The sequence below is a fragment of the Duganella sp. Dugasp78 genome (assembly GCF_059491455.1).
The window spans coordinates 2443669-2465875 of sequence record NZ_CP168506.1 but is presented as its reverse complement, the minus strand read 5'-3'; the positions used below and the strand labels follow the sequence as shown (position 1 = coordinate 2465875).

Below are 22207 nucleotides of genomic sequence, written 5' to 3'. Positions count from 1 at the left end.
GGCTGAAGGGGGATTTTACTACCTAATCGACAACGTTGTTTAAACTACAGCGCCATCGGTTTCGTCTTTTTCCTTGATCGGCTTGATCAGGTCTTCGCGCTTCACGCCCAACCACATGGCCACTGCGGCAGCCACGAACACCGACGAGTAAATACCGAAGCAGATACCGATGGTCAGCGCGATGGCGAAGTAGTGCAGCGTAGGACCGCCCAGGAACAGCATCGACAGCACCATCATCTGCGTGCAGCCGTGGGTGATGATGGTACGCGAGATGGTCGAGGTGATCGCGTTGTCGATCACTTCATGCACCGACGACTTGCGCTGCTTGCGGAAGTTTTCACGGATACGGTCGAAGATAACCACCGACTCGTTGACCGAGTAACCCAGCACCGCCAGAACCGCCGCCAGAACCGTCAGCGAGAACTCCCACTGGAAGAACGCGAAGAAGCCGAGAATGATGACCACGTCGTGCAAGTTGGCGATAATCGCCGCCACCGCGAACTTCCATTCGAAGCGCACGGCCAGGTAGATCATCACGCCGATAATCACCATCACCAGTGCGTTCAGGCCGTTCTGCGCCAGCTCGTCGCCGACCTGCGGGCCGACGAATTCGACTTTTTGCAGCGACACCGTTTCGGCGCCGGCGGCATCCATGCAGGCGGATTTGACCACGTGTTCGCCCTTGGCGGTCACGGTGTCGATCTGCTTGGTCGAGCCCTGCTCGGCCGCGCACAGCGTGTTGAACACCAGCTGCGACGCATCCTTGGAGGTGATCGACTTGATCACCGGCAGGCGCAGCATGACGTCATGCGCGGTGCCGAAGCTGGTCACTTCCGGCTGTTCGTAGCCGATCTTCTCCAGCGAGTGACGGATCTGCTCCAGCTTTGCAGGCTGCTGGTAGCGCAGTTCCATCACGGTGCCGCCGGTGAACTCCACCGAGAAGTGCAGCTTATTGTGGATCAGGAAGAACACGGCCGCGACGAAGGTCAACGCGGAAATCACGTTGAACACCAGCGCGTGGCGCATGAACGGTATGTCTTTTTTGATGCGGAAAAATTCCATGTGAGCCCCTGTTTATTTCAGACCCGGTACCCAAACGGTACCGATGGCGAGCGATTGCAGCTTCTTCTTGCGGCCGTACCAGAGGTTGACCACACCGCGCGAGATGAACACGGCGGAGAACATCGAGGTCAAAATGCCCAGGCAGTGCACCACGGCGAAGCCGCGGATCGGACCGGAACCGAACACCCACAGGGCGATACCGACGATCAGCGTGGTCACGTTGGAGTCGATGATGGTTGCCCATGCGCGGTCGAAGCCGGCGGAAATCGCCGCCTGCGGCGTGGCGCCGGAACGCAGCTCCTCACGGATACGCTCGTTAATCAGCACGTTGGCGTCAATCGCCATACCCAGCGCCAGCGCGATAGCGGCGATACCAGGCAGGGTCAGGGTCGCCTGCATCAGCGACAGCAATGCCAGCAGCAACAACAGGTTGCAGGCCAGTGCCAGCACGCTGAAGAAGCCGAACATCATGTAGTAGACGATCATGAAGATGGCGATGGCGGCGAAGCCGTACATCGTCGAATGCAGACCTTTGTTGATGTTCTCGGCGCCCAGTTGCGGGCCGATGGTGCGTTCTTCGATCACGTCCATTGGTGCGGACAGCGCGCCGGAGCGCAGCAGCAGCGCCAGCTCGGCGGAGTTTTCCGCGGTACCCATGCCAGTGATCTGGAAGCTGCTGCCAAATTCGCTCTGGATGGTGGCGACCGACAGCACTTCCGGCTTGCCCTTCTCGAACAGCACGATGGCCATGCGCTTGCCGACGTTGTCGCGGGTCAGGTCGCGCATTTTGCGGCCGCCGTCGCCGTTCAGCGTGATGCTGACGGCAGGCTGCTGGTTCTGGTCGAAGGTGGCGGTGGCGCTGGAGATCGAGTCGCCGGTGATGACCACATCCTTGCTCAGCACGACCGGCACGTTGCGACCGACGGTGAACAGCTCGGAGTTGAACGGAATCGGCGAGGTCAGCTCGGTACCCGGCGTGACCGAGTTGTCGGTCATGCGCACTTCCAGCGTCGCGGTGCGGCCGATCACGGCGCGCGCACGCGCCACGTCCTGCACACCCGGCAGCTGGACCACGATGCGGTCAGGGCCTTGCTGCTGGATGATAGGTTCGGCCACGCCCAGCTCATTCACGCGCTTGGACAGCGTCGAGATGTTCTGCTTGACGCCATCGTCGACGGTTTGCTTGAGCGCGATCGGCTTCAGCGTGACGGTGGTCTTCAGCGCATCGCCTTCGCCCGAATCGACGAACAGCAGGTCGTTCATCTGGCCTTGCAGTACGTCCTTGGCCTTCTGGCGGGTGGCGTCGTCGCGGAATTTGATTTCGATGGCGTCGCCCACGCGGTCGATGCCGGCGTGACGCACGTTCTTATCGCGCAGCAGGGTGCGGGCCGCAGCCTGGATGCCTTGAACGCGCTTGGTCAGCACGGCCTTGGTGTCGACCTGCATCAGGAAGTGCACGCCGCCGCGCAAGTCCAGGCCGAGGTACATCGGCAGCGCATGCAATGCCTGCATCCATTTCGGCGTGTCTTTTTGCAGGTTCAGCGCGACCAGGTAGGTCGGATCGGCCGGATCGGCGTTCAGGCCTTTTTCCAGCACCGACTTGGCGCGGAACTGGGTGTCCGGATCGGCGAAGCGGGCGCGCACCGAAGCGTAGGTGCCGGTGCCGTCGAAGGCGATGCCGTTGGTGGCGATGCCGGCGCCCTTGAGCACCGCTTCCACCTTGGCGGTCATGTCGGACGACATCTTGACGGTCGATTTGCCGCTCGTAACCTGGACCGCAGGCGATTCGCCATAATAGTTAGGCGCGGTGTATAGCGCGCCCAGCAGAATGGCGACTACGATCAGTATGTATTTCCAGAGAGGATAGCGATTCATATTGTTCAACGTTCAGTGTTAGGCGTCGGACGCAATAAGGCCCGCGTAGCGCGGGCCTGGCCTGATTACAGCGCCTTCAGCGTGCCCTTAGGCAGCAGCATGGTGACGGAGTTCTTTTGCACCGTCATTTCGGCGCCGCTGGAGATTTCCAGGGTCACGTACAGGTCGGTCACCTTGGTCACCTTGCCCAGCACGCCGCCGGCGGTCACGATTTCGTCACCCTTGGCCAGCGCTTCCATCATGGCCTTCTGTTCTTTCGCGCGCTTCTGCTGAGGACGGATCATCAGGAAGTACATCGCGACAAACATCAGGATCAGCGGCAGGAAGCTGGTGAGGTTACCGCCCAGGCCGAGTGCGTCGAGTGGGGAAGCCGATTGGGCGTAAGCGTTGGAAATGAACACAGGTGACTCCGATAATAGTTTGAAAAAATAGCGCTGTATTCTAGCACTGGCCGGAAGCTGGCAGGACTTCCGGCTATCTGGGTGGCATAAATCTTTTTACAAGAGTTACAACAGATTTAAACGCCGCGCGCCCGGTCGGCGTGGAATTGCAGGGTCCAGGCGTGGAAACGGTCCTCATCCAGCGCCTCGCGCATCTGGCGCATGATGTCCAGGTAGTAGTGCAGGTTATGGATGGTGTTCAGGCGCGCGCCGAGGATCTCCTGGGTGCGGTTCAGGTGATGCAGGTAGGCGCGCGAGAAGTTGCGGCAAGCATAGCAGGAGCAGGTGCTGTCCAGCGGTTCCTTGTCTTCCTTATAACGGGCGTTCTTGATTTTCACGTCGCCGAAGCGGGTGAAGATCCAGCCGTTGCGGGCATTCCTGGTCGGCATCACGCAGTCGAACATGTCGACGCCGTTGGATACGCCGTTGACCAGGTCCTCCGGCGTGCCGACGCCCATCAGGTAATGCGGCTTGTTGGCCGGCATTTTCGGGCCGACGTGGGCCAGGATGCGCATCATATCTTCCTTCGGCTCGCCCACCGACAGACCGCCGATGGCCAGGCCGGGGAAGTCGATCTCTTCCAGCTTGGCCAGCGATTCGTCGCGCAGGTTCTCGAACATGCCGCCCTGGACGATGCCGAACAGCGCGTTCGGGTTCTCGCCGCGCTGGAACTCGTCCATCGAGCGCTGCGCCCAGCGCAGGGACATGCGCATCGACTTGGCCGCCTCGTCCAAGGTGGCCGGACGGTTGTCGATTTCATAAGGCGTGCATTCGTCGAACTGCATGACGATGTCCGAGTTCAACACGCGCTGGATCTGCATCGACACTTCCGGCGACAGGAACAGCTTGTCGCCGTTGATCGGCGAGTTGAAGTGCACGCCCTCTTCCGTGATCTTGCGCATCGCGCCCAGCGAAAACACCTGGAAACCGCCGGAATCGGTGAGAATGGGCTTGTCCCAGCCCATGAAGTCGTGCAAGCCGCCGAACTTGGCCATGACGTCATTGCCCGGACGCAGCCACAGGTGGAAGGTGTTGCCCAGGATGATCTGGGCGTCGATTTCCTTCAACTCCAGCGGCGACATTGCCTTGACCGAACCGTAGGTGCCGACCGGCATGAAGATCGGGGTCTGGACCACGCCGTGGTTCAGTTTGACTTCGCCGCGGCGGGCCTTCGTCAGGCCGCTGCTATCGGTCTTGTGCAGTTTAAATTCCAACATTATTCATTCCTTATTGTTGCCTCCCGCCCGTCATTCCCGCGCAGGCGGGAATCCATACTGAGCCGGCTTGGCTCACTCAGCATGGATCCCCGCCTGCGCGGGGATGACGCGCGCGCGGGCGGTGTTAAGCGCGATTCCGGGTTGTCAGCAGCATGGCGTCGCCATAGCTGAAGAAACGGTATTCATTGGCGATCGCATGGGCATAGGCCTTGCGGATCTCTTCAAACCCGGCGAAGGCCGACACCAGCATCAGCAGGGTCGACTTCGGCAGGTGGAAATTGGTGATCAGGCGGGTGACCGTCTTGAACTGGTAGCCGGGCGTGATGAACAGCGCGGTATCGGCGCTGCCGGCCTCCAGCTGGCCGCTCTGCGAGGCCGATTCCAGCGCGCGCAGGCTGGTGGTGCCGACCGCCACCACATCGCGGCCGGCGGCGCGGGTGGCGCGCACGGCGTCCACGGTTTCCTGCGGCATGGTGTACCACTCAGTGTGCATCTTGTGCTCGGCCAGCACCTCGGCGCGCACCGGCTGGAAGGTGCCGGCGCCCACGTGCAGCGTGACGTAGGCGAAGTTGACGCCCTTGGCCTTCAGCTCGGCCAGCAACTTCTCGTCGAAGTGCAGGCCAGCGGTCGGCGCGGCCACGGCGCCCGGCACCTTGTTGAACACGGTCTGATAGCGGGTTTCGTCGAACGAGTCGGCGTCGTGCTCGATGTACGGCGGCAGCGGCAGGCGGCCGTGGGCTTCGATCAGCTCGAACACGTCGGCCTCGAAATGCAGGGTATAGAACTCGCCGGCACGCTCGCCGACGGTGACGTCGAAGGCGTCCGCCAGGCGGATCCTGACGCCGGGGCCGGGCGACTTGGAGGCGCGCACCTGGGCCAGCACGGTGCGGTTGTCCAGCACGCGCTCGACCAGCGCCTCGATCTTGCCGCCGCTTTCCTTGACACCGAAGAAGCGCGCCTTCAGCACGCGGGTATTGTTCATCACCAGCAGGTCGCCGGCCTGCAGCAGGCCGACGATGTCGGCAAACTGGCGGTCGATGATCTGCTCGCCGTCCAGGTGCAGCAGGCGGGAAGCGCTGCGGTCTGGCAGCGGGAATTGCGCAATACGCTCTTGCGGCAAGTTAAAATCGAAATCGGAAAGCGAGTACATTTGCGGACTTCTGGAAACTGTTGAAGAAAATTCGGATAGGCCCGATGGCGGTGCAAGTCGTACAATACCGGCGTTGCTTTGCTGCGGCCAACCCTCTATTTTACGCTAGTGCCCGAAAAACGCTCCAATATGCCTGTTTCAACCTCCAAAACCGTCAAGAAGGCAGTCAGTCCGGAAGCCAAGCTGGCCAAGCTGGGCCTGCACACCGATATGGACCTGGTGCTGCACCTGCCCATGCGCTACGAGGACGAGACCCAGGTCATCACCATCGAAGAGGCGCGCCTGCATGGCGGCGAGACCTCGCAGGTCGAGGGCCTGGTGGTCAAGAATGAAATCACCTACAAGCCACGCAAGCAGCTGCTGGTGCATATCGCCGACGAGACGGGCGATTTGCAGCTGCGCTTCATGAACTTCTACGGCAGCCAGGTCAAGCAGCTGGCCGAGGGCACACGGGTGCGCGCGCGCGGTGAACTGAAACATGGCTTCTTCGGCGCCGAGATGGTGCACCCTGCGTACAAGGTGGTCAACGAAGGCGCGCCGCTGCCCACTTCCCTGACGCCGGTGTATCCGTCGGGCGAAGGCCTGTCGCAGCCGATACTGCGGCGCGCCATCGGCGATGCGATGAAGCGCGTCGACTGGACCGACACGCTGCCGGAGCAGCTGCGCGCGCGGATGCAGCTGTCCGACTTCGAACCGGCGGTGCGGCTGCTGCACTATCCGCCGCAGCAGGTGGACGAACACGCGCTGCTCGACCGTTCGCATCCCGCGTGGACCCGCATGAAGTTCGACGAGCTGCTGGCGCAGCAGCTGTCGTTGAAGCGTGCGCAGCGTGCGCGCCGTTCCAAGGGCGCGGCGGCGTTGACGGTGATCGGCGCGCTGTCGGACAGCTTCCAGGCCGCGCTGCCGTTCAAGCTGACCGGCGCGCAGCAGCGCGTGCTCAACGAAATCCGCGCCGACCTGCGCCATCCGTATCCGATGCAGCGACTGCTGCAGGGCGACGTCGGCAGCGGCAAGACGGTGGTGTCGGCGCTGGCGGCCGCGCAGGCGATCGACAGCGGCTTCCAGGCCGCGCTGATGGCGCCGACCGAGATCCTGGCCGACCAGCACTTCCGCAAGATCGCCGCGTGGATGGAGCCGCTGGGCGTGAAGGTCGCGTGGCTGACCGGTAGTCTGAAGAAAAAAGAGAAGCTGGCAGCGTATGCGCTGATCGAATCGGGCAAAGCACAGCTGGTGATCGGCACGCACGCACTGATCCAGGACGCGGTGAACTTCGCCAACCTGGGGCTGGTGATCGTCGACGAGCAGCACCGCTTCGGCGTGGGCCAGCGCCTGACCTTGCGCAACAAGGGCGTCGAGGGCGCGGTCCCGCACCAGCTGATGATGTCGGCCACGCCGATCCCGCGCACGCTGGCGATGACCTACTACGCCGACCTGGAAGTATCGGTGATCGACGAGCTGCCGCCGGGCCGCAGCCCCATCGTCACGCGTGCCGTCGACCAGAACCGGCGCGATGAAGTGATCGAGCGCGTGCATGCGGCCGCGCTGGAAGGACGGCAGATCTACTGGGTCTGTCCGCTGATCGAAGAATCGGAAGCGCTGCAGCTGCAGACCGCGACCGACACCCACGCGCTGCTGGCCGAAGCGCTGCCGGACCTGAACGTAGGCCTGGTACACGGCCGCCTCAAGCCAGCCGAGAAGCAGGCGGTGATGGATGCCTTCAGCGCCAACGAGGTGCAGGTGCTGGTCGCCACCACAGTGATCGAGGTGGGCGTGGACGTGCCGAATGCATCGCTGATGGTGATCGAGCATGCGGAGCGTTTCGGCCTGTCGCAGCTGCACCAGCTGCGCGGGCGTGTGGGCCGGGGCTCGGCGGCGTCGGTGTGCCTGCTGCTGTACCAAAGCCCGTTGGGAGGCGTCGCCAAGCAGCGCCTGATGACGATGCGCGAAACCACCGACGGCTTCGAGATCGCGCGGCGCGACCTGGAGATTCGTGGCCCCGGCGAATTCCTCGGCGCCCGCCAATCCGGCCAGGCCATGCTGCGCTTCGCCGACCTGGAGACGGACGGCTGGCTGGTCGACCAGGCGCGCGACGTCGCCCACGACCTCCTGCACGCCAACACACCAGAAAAAGCCGCCACCGTCGAAGCCCACCTGGCCCGCTGGCTAGGCGGCCGCGAAGAGTTCCTTAAAGTCTGACCCCATCGTCATTCCCGCGCAGGCGGGAATCCATGCTGAGCAAGATTGGACAGGTTCTATGGGTTCCCGCCTGCGCGGGAACGACGATGGCTGGGTCAGAAGCACAGGTAGATGCGGTTGGCGAGGTCCAGCAGGAAGTCTGGCGTCAGGTAGGCCATGAACACCAGCGCCAGCACCACGACGCCGGCCGCGCGCAGCAGCCAGGTTTTCATCGCTAGGCCGCCCTCAAGACGCCACGCTCGATGGCGCGCTCGTTGATCGGCAGATTAATCAGCCCCGCCATGATGCTTAGCCCGATCGCGATGCCCCAGACGATGTCGTAGCTGCCCAGCCTGGCGAACAGGTAGCCGCCCAGCCACACGCCGGCGAAGCTGCCCATCTGGTGCGAAAAGAACACCACGCCCGCCAGCATCGACATGTGCTTGACGCCAAAGATGCCGGCGATGATGCCGTTCGTCAGAGGCACCGTCGACAGCCAGATGAATCCCATCGCCGCCGCAAACACGTACACCGAGTACGGCGTCAATGGCGCCAGCAGGAACAGGCCGATGATCACCGCCCGCGTGAAGTAAATCGACGACAGCAGGTAGCGCTTGGGGAAGCGTCCTCCCAGCTTGCCCGCGTAGTACGAGCCGAAGATATTGAACAAGCCAATCAGCGCCAGCGCCATCACGGCCACGCCCGGACTGGCGATACCCTTGTCCTTCAAATACGCCGGCATGTGCACGCCGATGAACACCAGCTGGAAACCGCACACAAAATAGCCCGCGACCAGGAACAGGAAGGAGCGGTTGCCCAACGCCTCGCTCATCGCCTCGCGCACGCTTTGCTGCGGACCGCCGCCATGCTCCACCGCCGGCTCGCGCAGGTAGAAGGCCATCGGTATCATCAGCGCCACCACCAGCCCGGCCAGCAGATAGAAGGCGTTCTGCCAGCCCACGACGGAAATCAGCTGCTGCTCCACCGGCATCATCAGGAACTGACCGAAGGAACCGGCCGCGCCGGAGATGCCGAACGCCCACGAACGTTTTTCCATAGGCGCCGCGCGGCCGATGATGCCGCTGACCGCGCCGAACGCGGTGCACGCCAGTGCCAGGCCAATGAACACACCCGATCCGATAACGAACAAGGTGGAGTCCTTCACCAGCGCCATCCACACCAGCCCCGCCATGTAGCTGACCGCGCCCACCAGCACCACGCGCATGGTGCCGAAGCGGTCCGCCGCCATGCCGGCGAACGGGCCGAACGCGCCCCACAACAGGTTCTGCAAGGCCATCGCCAGCGAGTAGGTTTCGCGCGTCCAGCCATTGGCCTGGGAGATCGGCTGCAGCCAGAAGCCGAAGCCGTGGCGCACGCCCATCGCCAGCGTCAGGACGACGCCGCTGGCCAGCAGGACGGTTTTAAGCGAGGGCGTACGGGAGGCGACGAACATGATAGGGACCCGATTGTGGAAACGACATCTGCCGATTCTACCCAGTTCCCGCCGCCCGCGCTTGAAGGCCCTAAACGTCGGCGGGGTACTTCAAGCCGATCTGCGCGCGGATGTCGTCCAGCGTGCCCATGATGGACAGCGTTTCCTCATGCGGCATCACGGGGCTTTCGATCAAGCCGGCGCGGATGCAGCGCCCTACTTCCTGCGCCTCGTGCGTGTAGCCATTGCCGCTGCGCGGCAGGTTGATGGTGCGCTCGCTGCGCGAGACGCCGTCCACCAGCGTGACCGTGATGGTCTCGGTGTTGTGGAAGCGGTCGTGCAGGCGCAGGTAGCCCTTGGTGCCGGAGATCGTCAGCTCGGTCGGCGTGCGCGAACGCAGGCTGCACGCGCAGGACGATACGCCGCCATCCTTGTGCGTCAGCGCGAACGCGGTCTGCATGTCGACGCCGGTGGCGCCCATCTCCGCCTGCGCTTTCACGCCCGTTACCGGACCGAGGAAGAACGACGCCATCGACAAGGGATAGATGCCCAGGTCCAGCAGCGCGCCGCCGCCCAGTTCAGGAGCGAACAGGCGGTGCTCAGGTCCCGCATCCGCGGTAAAACCGAAATCCGCGCTGACGTTGGCCGGCACACCGATCTCGCCGCTGTCGACGATGCGCTTGGCCTCCACCACGGCCGGCATAAAGCGCGTCCACATCGCCTCCATGACGAACAGCTTCTTCTGGCGCGCCAGGTTGATGATGTCCTCGGCCTGGCGGCGGTTCATGGTGAACGACTTCTCCACCAGCACGCCCTTGCCACCGTTGAGGCACATTAGCGCGTTCTCGTGGTGCATGGGGTGCGGCGTGCCGATGTAGATGACGTCCACCTCGGGATCGTCCGCCAGCGCCTGGTAGCTGCCATGGCAGCGCTCCACGCCGTATTCGGCGCCGAAGCTGGTAGCGCTATCTACACTGCGCGAAGCAACGGCGGCCAGCTTGGCGCCCGGGGTCTCCTGCAAGGCGATGGCGAAAGCCTTGGCGATCTTGCCGGTGCCGAGTATCCCCCAGCGAATTACCTGCGTCATGGCGTGCTCTTTCTGCCGCATCGGCGGCGAAGTCGGTTAAAAAGCTATTTTACCGCTGGTGCGCGTTTGGGGCGGAACACCGTTGCGTCGTCATAGAAGGCGTCGTCCTGCTGCGGCCACCAGCCCGGCACGCCCAGCGCCTGCATCGGCGTGAAGTCGGCGGTGCTGAGGCCATGGTCGGCCAGGTCGCGCGCCACGGTGGCGTCGATCCAATGACGGCGGGCGTCGTGCTCCATCGCGAAGAAGTCGTCGCCGGCTACCACCACGCGGGTGTGCGCGGTGATTGCCTTGCGCGGCGCGACCAGCTTCTCCATCAATGCGTGGCCGAACAGCCAGACCTGCGCGTCCGGCCCGAAGCTGGCGCGCTGCCCGATGAAGGCGGCGCGCCATTGATGGTCGTGCAGCGCGGCCGTCAGCGCATGGCCGGCGTCACAGTCGCGCACCACCAGCAGGGCGGCGTTTTCGTCGAAGATGGTGGCGCCGTCACGCGCGGGGCCGCGCGATTTGCCGACGCCGTCGCGCGCGATCTGCGCCGCCTGCAAGGCGTTCAGCTGCACTTTGATGCGCGGGAAGCTAAGCCACACAAGGCCGTTGAAGAAGTCATGCAGATTGTCGCGCGTGGGCACGCCGCCGGTGGCGTCGATGAAGGCTTCGTAGGCAGTACCTTCCGGCAGAGACTCCTGCGGCACGAAGTGAATCGGCAAGCCCTGGTGATTGCGCAGGCCCAGTGCGGCGGCTTGCGCGTTGAACGTGTCCAAAAAGGGCACGTCCGCCGAAAGGTGGCCGGCCGCGGTGCGTATCGAATCGTACCAGGGACGCGGCCAGTCTATCGCTTGCAGCACTGCTTATACCATTTTCCAGTTGATGGTTTCGCCGGCGTTGAGCGGCACCACCTGCTGGTCCGCCAGCGGCAGGGTTTCCGGCAGCGTCCACTGCTCGCGCTTGAGCGTGATGGTGTCGGTGTTGCGCGGCAGGCCGTAGAAGGCCGGGCCGTTGAAGCTGGCGAAGGCTTCCAGCTTGTCGAGCGCGCCGGCGCGCTCGAAGGCTTCGGCGTACAGCTCCATCGCGTGCAGTGCGGTGTAGCAGCCGGCGCAGCCGCAGGCGGCTTCCTTGGCGCCCTGCGCGTGCGGCGCGGAGTCGGTGCCGAGGAAGAAGCGCTCGTCGCCGCTGGTGGCGGCGGTGACCAGCGCCAGACGGTGTTCTTCGCGCTTGAGCACCGGCAGGCAGTAGTAGTGCGGACGGATGCCGCCCTTGAAGATGTCGTTGCGGTTGTACAGCAGGTGATGCGCGGTGATGGTCGCGGCGATCGGACCTTCGGCTTCCGCCACGTACTGCGCGGCGTGCTTGGTGGTGATGTGTTCGAAGACGATGTTCAGCGCCGGGAAGTCGCGGCGCAGCGGGCGCATCACGCGTTCGATGAAGACGGCTTCGCGGTCGAACAGGTCGATGTCCTGGTCGGTGACTTCGCCGTGGACCAGGAAGGGCATGCCCACTTCCTGCATCATCTCCAGCGTCTTGTAGCAGTTGGACAGGTCGGTCACGCCGGCGTCCGAGTTGGTGGTGGCGCCGGCAGGGTACAGCTTGACCGCGTGGACGATGCCGCTTTCCTGCGCGCGCAGGATCTCGTCCGGCGGCGTGTTGTTGGTCAGGTAGAGCGTCATCAGCGGCTCAAATTTCATGCCAGCTGGGAGCGCGGCCATGATGCGGTTGCGATAGGCCTCGGCGGCGGCGGTGGTGGTGACCGGCGGCTTCAGGTTGGGCATCACGATGGCGCGGCCGAACTGACGGGCGCTATGTGGCAGCACGCTGGCCAGGGTGGCGCCGTCGCGCAGGTGCAAATGCCAGTCGTCGGGACGGGCGATGGTGATGCTGTCTGGGGTGTGTTCGAGGTCGGACATGGCGGCGGGCTTTCAGGCTATCAATGGCGAATCCCGCCATTTTACCCTCTCGCGCCGCTCGCTTGACAGTGCGTACGTTAAGGCGTACGTTTTGTTCACGCCACAAGGGAACAATCATGGATACCATCTCCGCCAGCGACGCCCGTGCACGCCTCTATAATTTGATCGATGAAACCGCAGCCAGCCACACGCCGGTCACTATCACCGGCAAGCGCAACAACGCGGTGCTGGTCTCGGCTGAGGACTGGAGCGCAATACAGGAAACGCTGTACTTGCTGTCCGTGCCAGGGATGCGCGAGTCCATCCTTGCCGCACGGGCGGAGCCATTAAGTGACAGCGATAAGGAATTAATCTGGTGAGCTGGCAGCTGGTGTACTCCCACCAGGCGCAGAAAGACGCTAAAAAGGTAGCCGCCGCCGGCATGAAGAAGCAAGTGCAGTCACTGCTCGACTTGCTGGCCAACGATCCTTTCGCGCGTCCACCGCCTTTTGAGAAACTTGTCGGGGACTTGGCGGGAGCCTACTCGCGCAGGATCAACATACATCACCGCCTCGTCTATGAGGTTTTCCCGGATCAGCATATTGTCCGCATCCTGCGCATGTGGACGCACTACGCGTAACGCGTCCGGGCTCCTTAGAAGCGTATCACCGTCTTCCCTGCGCCGTGGCCGGTTTTGTTGCGTTCGATGGCGGCCGCCGCCTCCCCGGCCGCGACAACCTCCGACACCACCACGGTCAACTCGCCGCTGCCCGCCTGCTTGGCGATCCGCGCCAGCAGTTCGCCGTCGGGGTGCCTCGTGTGCCAGCTGCCGCTGCGGCCGGCCGGTGTGCGATTGGCGATATCCGGCGCGGCGATGCTGACGATGCGGCCCCGAGGCGACAGCACCTGCCACGAACGGTCCAGCGTTTCGCCGCCCACCAGGTCGAACACCAGGTCGACATCCTTCACCACCTCTTCGAAGCGGGTGGTTTTGTAGTCGATGACTTCATCGGCGCCAAGGCGGCGCAGCAGGTCGGCATTGCGGCCTTGCGCGGTGACCAGCACACGGACGCCGGCCCGCTTGGCAAACTGCACCGCGTAGCTGCCGACACCGCCGGCGGCGCCATGGATCAGCACTGTCTCGCCGCGTTGCAACTGGCCCGTTTCAAACATCGCCTGCCATGCCGTCGTCGAGGCGATCGGAATCGCCGCGGCAGTGGCGTCCTCGATGGCGGCAGGTATCGGCGCCAGCTTCGAGGCGGCAACCGTCACGTAGCTGGCGTAGGCGCCCAGGCCGTCCAACGCGCCAAACACACGGTCGCCGGCCACAAAGCTGTCGACTTCTGCGCCAACCGCAACCACCTCGCCGGCCAATTCCAAACCCAGCGTGGCGGGCAGCGGCAGCTGGAAAACATCCTTGACCAGGCCATCGCGGATTTTCCAGTCGAGGCCATTGACGCCGGCGGCGGTAACCCGCACCAGCACTTCGCCCGGACCTGGCTGCGGCATCGGCACTTCATCCCACCGCATCACCTCCTCGCCGCCGTAGGCATGAATGCGCAGCGCGCGGTTGGCGCGGTTGGCGCGGTTGGATACCGCATCGGCCAGCGCCGGATAATCGATATAGCCCTGCGCCCCCGGCGCATAGAACAACGCCGGATTCGGCGTGTTGAGCGGCGCCTTCAACGCGAAGCGGCGCGGCAGGTCGGGGTTGGCGAGGAAGGCACTGCCATAGGCCACGGCATCGGCCTCGCCGGCCGCGATGCGCTGCTCGCCGGACTCGCGGGTCTGGCCGCCGCCCAGGATGTAGGCGCCGTTAAACAAAGGCCGCAACTCGCCATGATAGTCATATTCAGCCTGGAACTTGGCCACGTGCAGATAGGCCAGGCCCAGCGGCGCGAGCTGGCGCACCAGGTAGGTGTAGGTCTCCACCGGCGTATCGTCCTTGATGTCGTTGAACCCCATCTCCGGCGAGATCTTGATGCCGACACGGTCGCTGCCCGCCTCCGCGATCATCGCGCCGAGCACCTCCAGAATGAAGCGGGCACGGTTGGGAATCGAGCCGCCATACTGGTCGCTGCGCTGGTTGCTGCCCGACGCCAGGAACTGCTCCGGCAGATAGCCCGACGCCGCATGCAGCTCCACACCGTCGAAGCCCGCCTCCAGCGCGCGCCGTGTCGCCAGGCGGTATTCCGCCACCACGTCCGCCACCTCGGAAGTCTCCAGCGCACGTGGCGTGACGAAATCGGCCATGCCGTTGGCAGTGAATGACTGCCCCGCAGGCTTGATGGCGGAAGGCGCCACCGGCAGCGCGCCGCCTGGCAGCATGCTTGGATGCGAGATGCGGCCAGTGTGCATCACCTGCATGAAGATGCGGCCACCTTCGGCATGCACCGCCGCCGTCACCTTCTTCCACGCGGCCACCTGCTCGTCGCTGTAGATGCCCGGCGTGCGCACATAACCCTTGCCCATCGCGCTGGGGAAGACGCCTTCGGTGACGATCAAGCCCGCCGTGGCGCGCTGGCGGTAGTAGGTCACGGCCAGTTCGGACTGCACACCGTCCGCATCGCTGGCGCGCGAACGGGTCATGGGCGCCATCACCATGCGGTTGCGCAGGAGGTAAGGGCCGATTTGCACTGCTGTCGATAAGGTGTTCATGGAGAGCCTCGCTAAGTGAGTGAATGTGCAGCCATCATCCATTGATTCCCTCACGGGATAAATAGCTTAAAATGAAATCACTGATCCACTGATGGAGCAATCGAGATGTCACTCTTATCGAGCATGGAATTATTCGTGGCGGTCGCCAACGCCAAAGGGTTCCGGCGCGCCGCCGAGACGCTCGACATGCCCAACTCCACGCTGTCGCGCCGCATCTCGGAGCTGGAGAAGGAAATCGGCGTGCGCCTGTTCCACCGCTCCACCCGCAAGGTCGAGCTGACCGAGGCCGGGCAAGCCTATTTCCGCCGCTGCGAAAGCATCGTCGCCGAGGCGCGCATCGCTCACGAATCGCTGCAGGAACTGGCGGAGCACCCCACCGGCACGCTGCGGGTATCGATGCCGGTGGACCTGGCGATCGCCTACCTGGCGCCGTCGCTGAAGGCGTTCAGCGCGCAGTATCCGCAAATCGACTTTGAAATGGACCTGACGCCGCGCCGCGTCGACCTCGTGACCGACGGCTTCGATTGCGCGATCCGCATGGGCACGCCGCCGCCCACGCCGTCGACGCTGATCGCCCGCCAGGTGGGCCTGCTGCCGCGCTTCCTGTTGGCGTCGCCGGAGTATCTGCGCGGCGCGCCGCCGCTGAGGCATCCCGAGGACCTGGTCAACCACCAGTGCATGATCCAGTTCCCGGGCGGAGGCAGGGCGCAATGGACCCTGTCTTCGCGCACGAAGACGGTCACCGTCGACGTCGGTGGGCGCTACACCGCCAACAACGTCAGCATGTGCAGGAAACTGGCGTCGCTGGGCATGGGCGTGGCGATTTCCGCCGGCCCGGAGGCGATCGGGGCACTGGAACGAGACCAGTTGCAGCGGGTGCTGCCGGAATGGGACTTCGCGCCGATACCGGTGTATGCGATCATCGAATCGCGCCTGATCCCGTCGCGGGTGCGGCTGTTCATCGATTTCGTGCAGGCCAGCCTGAGGGGATACTCCACGCCTTTGTAGATAAAATATTAATTAATGAATTATCCGGGCGAGAAAATCGCGGGCCCGCTCCGAGCGGGGCGCTCCAAAGAATTCGTCCTTGCCACAATCCTCCAGGATGCGGCCCTTGTCCATGAACACCACGCGGTTGGCCACCTTGCGGGCGAAGCCCATTTCGTGGGTGACCACCATCATGGTCATGCCTTCCTGCGCCAGGCCGACCATCACGTCCAGCACCTCGTTGATCATTTCCGGGTCCAGCGCGGAGGTGGGCTCGTCGAACAGCATGGCGATCGGGTCCATCGACAGCGCCCTGGCGATGGCCACGCGCTGCTGCTGGCCGCCGGACAGCTGGCCGGGGAACTTGTCCTGCTGCGCCAGCAGGCCGACCCGATCCAGGTACTTCAGGCCACGCGCGGTGGCTTCGTCGACGCTGCGGCCCAGCACCTTGACCTGGGCCAGGTTCAGGTTGTCGCGCACCGATAAATGGGGAAACAGCTCGAAATTCTGGAAAACCATGCCGATACGGGCCCGCAAGGCCGGTAAATCGGTGTTTTTGTCGCCGACGGCGACGCCATCGACAGTAATTTGTCCCTGCTGGAACGGTTCCAGCCCGTTGACGGTCTTGATCAGCGTGGATTTGCCGGAGCCGGAAGGCCCGCAAATGACCATCACATCCCCCTTTTCCACCCTGGTGCTGCACTCGCCCAGCACCTGAAACTGGCCATACCACTTGCTGACGTTGTTGATTTCGATCATATGTCCGCTGAATAAAAAAGCCGGTCCGAACCCGCACGGGCGCGGCCCAGCAGGCGCTTGACAGCGCCCCTGCCCACAAGGATACTGCGGAACTTGCCCATAGTTTCATCAACCGGACCATAAAATACCGGTTGCAGCCAATGCAGAATACCCGCAGCGGCGGACACCCCGCCCTCTGCGCAGGCCCAGAGAGACACTACCACAGGAAGCTCATAACATGCATAAACAAAGCCGATTGACCACCTACATCCTCGTCGGACTGGCGCTGGGTATCTTCGCCGGTTACCTGGCCAACACCAACCTGGCCAAGCCGACGGAATTCGCCGACTACATGTCGCTGATCACCACGCTGTTCCTGCGTCTGATCAAGATGATCATCGCTCCGCTGGTATTCTCGACGCTGGTCTGCGGCATCGCCAAGATGGGCGACGCCTCCGAGGTGGGCCGCATCGGCATCAAGACGCTGGGCTGGTTCTTCATCGCCTCGGTGATGTCGCTGAGCCTGGGCCTGGTGCTGGTCAACATGTTCCGCCCCGGCGACGCGCTGCTGGGCCACATGGCCGCCACCACCGCCAAGTCCGACCTGGTGGTCTCCGGCCTGACACTGAAGGAATTCGTCACCCACCTGGTGCCGGCCTCCATCGTCGAAGGCATGAGCAAGAACGAGATTTTGCAGATCGTGATCTTCTCGCTGTTCTTCGGTTCGGCCGCCGCGGCGGTCGGCGAAAAGGCCAACGTCATGGTCGCCGCGCTGGACGGCGTGGCCCACGTGATGCTCAAGGTTACCGGCTACGTGATGCAGTTCGCGCCGATCGCCGTGTTCGCGGCGGTGTCGGGCGTGATCGCCAAGAGCGGCCTGGGCGTGCTGTCGACCTACGGCGTGTTCATGGCCGAGTTCTACCTCGGCATTGGGCTGCTGTGGCTGTTGCTGGTCGTGATCGGCTTCGCCTTCCTCAAGGGCCGCATCTTCGGCCTGCTCAAAGAGCTGCGCAGCCCGGTGCTGCTGGCTTTCTCGACCGCCTCGAGCGAAGCGGCTTATCCCAAGACGCTGGAAGGCCTGGAACGTTTCGGTGTGCGTAATCGCCTGGCCGCCTTCGTGCTGCCGATCGGCTACTCGTTCAACCTGGACGGCTCGATGATGTACTGCACCTTCGCCACCGTGTTCATCGCGCAGGCTTACGGCATCGAGATGTCGCTGGGCCAGCAGATGTCGATGATGATGGTGCTGATGCTGACCTCCAAGGGCATGGCAGGCGTGCCGCGCGCCTCGCTGGTGGTGATCGCCGCGACGCTGGGCCAGTTCAACATTCCTGAAGCGGGCATGCTGCTGTTGCTGGGCATCGACCACTTCCTCGACATGGCGCGCTCCGCGACCAACGTCATCGGCAACGGCGTGGCCACCGCGGTGGTCGCCAAGTGGGAGGGCGAGCTGGCCGCTCCCGGCGAGGTCGAGCTAGTCAAAGCCGCATAAGAACCAAGGCCACCTCACGTGAGGTGGCCTTTTTTTTAGAACCAGGTACGCTTCCCTTCAGGTTTATAGCCCATCTCACGCAATCTGCGCCGCAATCGTACATTATCGATAAGGACGGACACCAGCGTCAGCAAAGTGATGACGTTGAAAGCCTCGCTGCCGAAAATCCTGAAGAACAGCGCCGCGCCACCCGCGCAAACCAAGCCGGCAATCAATAGCATCAAACCATCTTTCATTGGATTCTCCTCATCTTCCTCGATTCATCATGCGCCTTGCACGGCCTCGCAGCAAGCGAATGCAGCCACGCAGTTGCGCAGAATCGTTATCCGGCTTAGTAAGTTTCGCAATTGCGCGCCCGTTTCACTCGGGGCACCATTTGCCGCAACGATATCGAGACACGGGGACACCATGAAATCAACACGGCGCACCGCGCTGAAAACACTGCTGTCGGGCGCAGCGCTGGCGCCGCTGGCGGCCAGCGCCAAGCCCACCTGGGGACGCGGCGTCGAAGGCCAGCGCAAGGCCGACCTGGGCAACGGCACCTACCTCAACCCCATCCTGTCCGGCGACCACCCCGATCCCACCATCCTCAAGGACGGCGCGGATTACTACATGACGTTTTCGTCCTTCCTGTCCTACCCCGGCGCCGTCATCTGGCATTCGCGCGACCTGGTGAACTGGGAGCCCATCGTGGCCGCGCTGACCAAGCCGATCGGCGACGTCTGGGCGATGGACCTCGTCAAGCACAACGGCCGCTATTTCATCTACATCCCCGCCAAGGCCAGCATCTACGTCATCTGGGCCGACAACATCCGCGGCCCGTGGAGCGATCCGGTCGACCTGCACATCGACGCCATCGATCCCGGCCACGCTGTCGGCGAGGACGGCAAGCGCTACCTGTTCGTCAACGGTGTGCGCCGCATCGGCCTGACCGACGACGGCCTGGCGACCGTCGGCACACTTGAAAAAGTCTACGAGCCGTGGCGCTATCCGTCCGACTGGGTGGTGGAGATGTTCGCGCCCGAAGGACCGAAGCTGTTGCGCCGCAACGGCTGGTACTACCTGGTGCTGGCGGTCGGTGGCACCTCTGGCCCGCCGACCAGCCACATGGTGATCGCCGCCCGCTCGCGCTCCATCCACGGCCCGTGGGAGAACTGCCCGCACAACCCGCTGGTGCGCACCCGCAGCGCCGACGAGATGTGGTGGTCGCGCGGCCACGCCACGCTGGTCGAAGGCCCGGCCGGCGATTGGTGGATGGTTTACCACGGCTACGAAAACGGCTACCGCACGCTGGGACGCCAAACCCTGCTGGAGCCGATCGAGTGGACCAGCGACGGCTGGTTCAAGGCCAAGGGCGGCGACCTGTCGTCGCCGCTGCCGATGCCGAAAAAAGGCAGCGCGGTCCCGCACGGCCACGCCAAGTCCGACGACTTTACGCAGGACCGCTTCGGTATGCAGTGGAGCTTTTTCAATCCGGGACCGAACGAGATGCAGCGCGTACACCGCGCGGCGGGCAGCCTGACCATCGCCGGCAAGGGAGAGTCACCAACCGACTGCTCGCCGCTCACCTGCACCGCCGGCGACCGCAGCTACGAAGCCACCGTCACGCTCGACATTTCCGGCGAAGGCCACGGCGGCCTGCTGCTACACTACAACGAGCGCATGTTCGTCGGCATCGGCTTCAGCGCCACCCACATGAGGACTTACAACTACGGCCAGGAGCAGAGCTGGATGCGCCAGAAGATGGCCGTGTCCACCGTGCGCATCCGCATGCGCAATGACCAGAATGTCGTCACCTTCTGGTATGCGCACGGCGACGGCGAGTGGATCCAGCATCCGTGGCAAATGGAGGTATCGGGCATACACCACAACGTGTTCGGCGGCTTCCTCAGCCTCAAGCCGGGCGTCTACAGCGCCGGCGAGGGCGCTGTGTGCATGCGCGATTTCCGCTACCGCGCGCTGGCCTAGTTCACTAGTTCTGGCCGGCGTGGACCTTCACCAGGTCGTACAGGGACGTACGGCCTTCCATCAGCGACTGCACGCCGATATATTCGTTCAGGCCGTGGATGTTGCCGCCGGTCTCCTCGCCGCAGGTCAGCGCCATCTTCAGCGTGTGGCGCGGCACAGTCGCTTCCTTAGTTGGACCGCGTAGTTAGACCGCATCCACGACGTCGTCGGGGGACGACGCCAATTCTTCATCGGCCTTGGCCTGCTGCCGCTGCCACATCTGCGCGTACAAACCGTCCGCCGCCAGCAGCGACTGGTGCGTGCCGCGTTCAACGATGCGGCCGTGGTCCAGCACCAGGATCTGCTGCGCGTCCGCCACCGTGGACAGGCGGTGCGCGATCACCATCGTCGTGCGGCTTCTGGCGATTTCCTTCAGCTGCGCCTGGATCGCCTGCTCGGCCTTGGAATCCAGCGCGGACGTAGCCTCGTCGAAGATCAGGATGGCGGGATTCTTCAGCAGCGTGCGGGCGATGGCCACGCGCTGCTTCTCGCCGCCGGAGAGTTTGAGACCGCGCTCGCCGACCATGGTCGCGTAGCCGTCCGGCAGGCTGTCGATAAAGTCGTGGATCGACGCCGCGCGTGCCGCCGCCACAATCTGCTCCTTGGTCGCGCCGGGCTGGCCGTAGGCGATGTTGTATTCGATGGTGTCGTTGAACAGCACCGTATCCTGCGGCACGATGCCGATCGCGTGGCGCAGCGTGTCCTGCGTGACGGAGCGCAGGTCCTGGCCGTCGATCGTGATGCCGCCGGCGTTGACCTCGTAGAAGCGGAACAGCAATCGCGACAAGGTCGACTTGCCCGAGCCGCTATGGCCCACCACCGCCGTCGTCGTGCCCGGCGCGATGGTGAAGTCCACATCGAACAGGATCTGGCGCTTGGATTCGTAGCTGAAGTCCACGTGGTTGAAGCGCACCTGCGCGCCATGCGTGAGCAGCGGCTGGGCGTCCGGCGCGTCGGCCACTTCGCGGTTCTGGTCCAGCAGCGCGAACAGCTTCTCCATATCGGCCAGGCTTTGCTTGATCTCGCGGTAGATCACGCCGAGGAAGTTGAGCGGTATGTACAGCTGGATCATGAAGGAGTTCACCAGCACCAGGTCGCCCAGGGTCATCTTGCCGTCGATGACGCCCTGCGTGGCGCGCCACAGGATCAGCGTGACGGCGGTGGCGATGATCAGCGACTGTCCGGTGTTCAGCAGCGACAGCGAGGTCTGCGATTTGACGGCGGCCGATTCGTAGCGCTGCAGGCCTTCGTCGTAGCGCTTGGCTTCATAGTCCTCGTTGCCGAAGTACTTGACGGTCTCGTAGTTGATCAGCGAATCGATGGCCTTGGTGTTGGCCTTCGAATCCAGCTCGTTCATGGTGCGGCGGAAGTGCGTGCGCCAGTCGGTGATGAAGATGGTGAAGGAGATGTACGTCACCAGCGCGACGAAGGTGATCACCGAGAACCAGATGTCGTAGTGCGTGACGAGATAGCCCAGCACCAGCGTGATCTCCACCAGCGTCGGCAGGATGTTGAACAGCGTGTAGCTGATCAGCGAACCGACCGCGCGCGTGCCACGTTCGATATCGCGCGTCATGCCGCCGGTCTGGCGGTTCAGGTGGAAGCGCAGCGACAGCGCGTGCAGATGGCGGAACACCTGCAGCGCGATGGTGCGCACCGCGCGCTGCGTGACGCGCGCGAACAGGAACTCGCGCAGCTCGGTGAAGAAGGTGGTCGATACGCGCAGCACACCGTAGGCCACCAGCGCGCCCAGCGGAAGCACCAGCAGCGCCTGCGGATGCGACGGCGTGATGCTCATGCTGTCGATCAGGCTCTTCATCACGACCGGCACGCCGACGTTGGCCAGCTTGGCGCCGATCAGGCAACCCAGCGCCAGCAGCACGCGCCATTTGTAAACCCACAAGTAAGGGAAGAGTGTTTTCAGCGTGGCCATGTCGCTGCGCTGGGCGGCGTTGCTGGCGTTGTTGACGGGATCAGGCGGGGAGTTCGGGTAACGGCGCATGGCGGATG

General features: G+C 63.7%; 20 protein-coding genes. 6 read left to right on the top strand and 14 right to left on the bottom strand.

Annotation, left to right across the window (positions count from 1 at the left end; all coding sequences use genetic code 11):
* Positions 1-39: 39 nt before the first annotated feature.
* From secF to queA, 5 genes are all read right to left on the bottom strand, one after another.
* Positions 40-1062 carry a protein translocase subunit SecF gene (gene secF, locus ACEN9O_RS10870; protein WP_495617553.1) on the bottom strand — a complete coding sequence of 341 codons (1023 nt, stop codon included), beginning with the start codon at positions 1060-1062 and terminating at the stop codon, positions 40-42.
* 12 nt (positions 1063-1074) lie between these two features.
* Entirely contained in the window at positions 1075-2937 is a 1863-nt protein-coding gene (gene secD / locus ACEN9O_RS10865) for a protein translocase subunit SecD (protein WP_495617552.1), read from the bottom strand.
* A 65-nt stretch (positions 2938-3002) separates the two neighbouring features.
* Positions 3003-3338 carry a preprotein translocase subunit YajC gene (gene yajC / locus ACEN9O_RS10860; protein WP_495617551.1) on the bottom strand — a complete coding sequence of 112 codons (336 nt, stop codon included), beginning with the start codon at positions 3336-3338 and terminating at the stop codon, positions 3003-3005.
* A gap of 116 nt (positions 3339-3454) precedes the next feature.
* Positions 3455-4594, bottom strand: a complete 1140-nt coding sequence (tgt, locus tag ACEN9O_RS10855) for a tRNA guanosine(34) transglycosylase Tgt (protein WP_495617550.1) — start codon at positions 4592-4594, stop codon at positions 3455-3457.
* 124 nt (positions 4595-4718) lie between these two features.
* Entirely contained in the window at positions 4719-5744 is a 1026-nt protein-coding gene (gene queA, locus ACEN9O_RS10850; protein WP_495617549.1) for a tRNA preQ1(34) S-adenosylmethionine ribosyltransferase-isomerase QueA, read from the bottom strand.
* Positions 5745-5873: 129 nt separating this feature from the next.
* On the opposite strand from queA, the gene recG reads away from it, so the two are divergent.
* On the top strand, positions 5874-7940 hold the full coding sequence (recG, locus tag ACEN9O_RS10845; RefSeq protein WP_495617548.1) for an ATP-dependent DNA helicase RecG: 2067 nt from the start codon (positions 5874-5876) through the stop codon (positions 7938-7940).
* Positions 7941-8154: 214 nt separating this feature from the next.
* Here recG and ACEN9O_RS10840 read toward each other — a convergent pair whose 3' ends face one another.
* The 4 genes from ACEN9O_RS10840 to pyrC form a co-directional block, all read right to left on the bottom strand.
* The gene (locus tag ACEN9O_RS10840) at positions 8155-9372 is read right to left on the bottom strand and encodes an MFS transporter (protein ID WP_495617547.1); all 1218 of its coding nucleotides are present in this window, start codon (positions 9370-9372) and stop codon (positions 8155-8157) included.
* A gap of 70 nt (positions 9373-9442) precedes the next feature.
* Positions 9443-10438 carry a Gfo/Idh/MocA family protein gene (locus tag ACEN9O_RS10835; protein ID WP_495617546.1) on the bottom strand — a complete coding sequence of 332 codons (996 nt, stop codon included), beginning with the start codon at positions 10436-10438 and terminating at the stop codon, positions 9443-9445.
* Between the two features lie 44 nt (positions 10439-10482).
* Positions 10483-11280 (bottom strand): DUF3025 domain-containing protein, encoded by a 798-nt coding sequence (locus tag ACEN9O_RS10830; RefSeq protein WP_495617545.1) that lies wholly within the window; start codon positions 11278-11280, stop codon positions 10483-10485.
* 3 nt (positions 11281-11283) lie between these two features.
* On the bottom strand, positions 11284-12336 hold the full coding sequence (pyrC, locus tag ACEN9O_RS10825) for a dihydroorotase (RefSeq protein WP_161083517.1): 1053 nt from the start codon (positions 12334-12336) through the stop codon (positions 11284-11286).
* 116 nt (positions 12337-12452) lie between these two features.
* Between pyrC and ACEN9O_RS10820 the strand changes: the two genes are divergently transcribed.
* Together ACEN9O_RS10820 and ACEN9O_RS10815 are read left to right on the top strand one after the other, a co-directional pair.
* The gene (locus ACEN9O_RS10820) at positions 12453-12695 is read left to right on the top strand and encodes a type II toxin-antitoxin system Phd/YefM family antitoxin (protein ID WP_495617544.1); all 243 of its coding nucleotides are present in this window, start codon (positions 12453-12455) and stop codon (positions 12693-12695) included.
* Positions 12692-12955, top strand: coding sequence for a Txe/YoeB family addiction module toxin (locus ACEN9O_RS10815; protein ID WP_495617543.1), 264 nt, complete (start codon positions 12692-12694; stop codon positions 12953-12955). The genes ACEN9O_RS10820 and ACEN9O_RS10815 overlap by 4 nt, the downstream gene beginning before the upstream one ends.
* Before the next feature lie 14 nt (positions 12956-12969).
* On the opposite strand, the gene ACEN9O_RS10810 is transcribed toward ACEN9O_RS10815, so the two are convergent.
* On the bottom strand, positions 12970-14973 hold the full coding sequence (locus ACEN9O_RS10810; RefSeq protein ID WP_495617542.1) for an oxidoreductase: 2004 nt from the start codon (positions 14971-14973) through the stop codon (positions 12970-12972).
* Between the two features lie 105 nt (positions 14974-15078).
* Between ACEN9O_RS10810 and ACEN9O_RS10805 the strand changes: the two genes are divergently transcribed.
* Positions 15079-15981 (top strand): LysR family transcriptional regulator, encoded by a 903-nt coding sequence (locus ACEN9O_RS10805; RefSeq protein ID WP_495617541.1) that lies wholly within the window; start codon positions 15079-15081, stop codon positions 15979-15981.
* Between the two features lie 12 nt (positions 15982-15993).
* On the opposite strand, the gene ACEN9O_RS10800 is transcribed toward ACEN9O_RS10805, so the two are convergent.
* Entirely contained in the window at positions 15994-16719 is a 726-nt protein-coding gene (locus ACEN9O_RS10800) for an amino acid ABC transporter ATP-binding protein (protein ID WP_495617540.1), read from the bottom strand.
* Positions 16720-16936: 217 nt separating this feature from the next.
* Between ACEN9O_RS10800 and ACEN9O_RS10795 the strand changes: the two genes are divergently transcribed.
* Positions 16937-18190, top strand: coding sequence for a dicarboxylate/amino acid:cation symporter (locus ACEN9O_RS10795; RefSeq protein WP_495617539.1), 1254 nt, complete (start codon positions 16937-16939; stop codon positions 18188-18190).
* Positions 18191-18225: 35 nt separating this feature from the next.
* Here the strand turns inward: ACEN9O_RS10795 and ACEN9O_RS10790 are convergent, their stop codons facing one another.
* Complete coding sequence (locus ACEN9O_RS10790; protein ID WP_495617538.1) at positions 18226-18426, bottom strand: hypothetical protein; 201 nt, start codon at positions 18424-18426, stop codon at positions 18226-18228.
* Positions 18427-18598: 172 nt separating this feature from the next.
* On the opposite strand from ACEN9O_RS10790, the gene ACEN9O_RS10785 reads away from it, so the two are divergent.
* Complete coding sequence (locus ACEN9O_RS10785) at positions 18599-20158, top strand: family 43 glycosylhydrolase (protein ID WP_495617537.1); 1560 nt, start codon at positions 18599-18601, stop codon at positions 20156-20158.
* A gap of 4 nt (positions 20159-20162) precedes the next feature.
* Here the strand turns inward: ACEN9O_RS10785 and ACEN9O_RS10780 are convergent, their stop codons facing one another.
* Together ACEN9O_RS10780 and ACEN9O_RS10775 are read right to left on the bottom strand one after the other, a co-directional pair.
* A complete protein-coding gene (locus ACEN9O_RS10780; protein ID WP_495617536.1) occupies positions 20163-20315 on the bottom strand; it encodes a hypothetical protein in 153 nt (50 codons plus the stop codon).
* 27 nt (positions 20316-20342) lie between these two features.
* A complete protein-coding gene (locus ACEN9O_RS10775; RefSeq protein WP_495617535.1) occupies positions 20343-22199 on the bottom strand; it encodes an ABCB family ABC transporter ATP-binding protein/permease in 1857 nt (618 codons plus the stop codon).
* Between the last annotated feature and the right edge of the window lie 8 nt (positions 22200-22207).

Coding starts and splice junctions, on each gene's coding strand:
- secF (WP_495617553.1), bottom strand. CDS start 1,062: ATGGAATTTTTCCGCATCAAAAAAGACATACCGTTCATGCGCCACGCG.
- secD (WP_495617552.1), bottom strand. CDS start 2,937: ATGAATCGCTATCCTCTCTGGAAATACATACTGATCGTAGTCGCCATT.
- tgt (WP_495617550.1), bottom strand. CDS start 4,594: ATGTTGGAATTTAAACTGCACAAGACCGATAGCAGCGGCCTGACGAAG.
- queA (WP_495617549.1), bottom strand. CDS start 5,744: ATGTACTCGCTTTCCGATTTCGATTTTAACTTGCCGCAAGAGCGTATT.
- recG (WP_495617548.1), top strand. CDS start 5,874: ATGCCTGTTTCAACCTCCAAAACCGTCAAGAAGGCAGTCAGTCCGGAA.
- ACEN9O_RS10840 (WP_495617547.1), bottom strand. CDS start 9,372: ATGTTCGTCGCCTCCCGTACGCCCTCGCTTAAAACCGTCCTGCTGGCC.
- ACEN9O_RS10835 (WP_495617546.1), bottom strand. CDS start 10,438: ATGACGCAGGTAATTCGCTGGGGGATACTCGGCACCGGCAAGATCGCC.
- pyrC (WP_161083517.1), bottom strand. CDS start 12,336: ATGTCCGACCTCGAACACACCCCAGACAGCATCACCATCGCCCGTCCC.
- ACEN9O_RS10820 (WP_495617544.1), top strand. CDS start 12,453: ATGGATACCATCTCCGCCAGCGACGCCCGTGCACGCCTCTATAATTTG.
- ACEN9O_RS10810 (WP_495617542.1), bottom strand. CDS start 14,973: ATGAACACCTTATCGACAGCAGTGCAAATCGGCCCTTACCTCCTGCGC.
- ACEN9O_RS10805 (WP_495617541.1), top strand. CDS start 15,079: ATGTCACTCTTATCGAGCATGGAATTATTCGTGGCGGTCGCCAACGCC.
- ACEN9O_RS10800 (WP_495617540.1), bottom strand. CDS start 16,719: ATGATCGAAATCAACAACGTCAGCAAGTGGTATGGCCAGTTTCAGGTG.
- ACEN9O_RS10795 (WP_495617539.1), top strand. CDS start 16,937: ATGCATAAACAAAGCCGATTGACCACCTACATCCTCGTCGGACTGGCG.
- ACEN9O_RS10790 (WP_495617538.1), bottom strand. CDS start 18,426: ATGAAAGATGGTTTGATGCTATTGATTGCCGGCTTGGTTTGCGCGGGT.
- ACEN9O_RS10785 (WP_495617537.1), top strand. CDS start 18,599: ATGAAATCAACACGGCGCACCGCGCTGAAAACACTGCTGTCGGGCGCA.
- ACEN9O_RS10775 (WP_495617535.1), bottom strand. CDS start 22,199: ATGCGCCGTTACCCGAACTCCCCGCCTGATCCCGTCAACAACGCCAGC.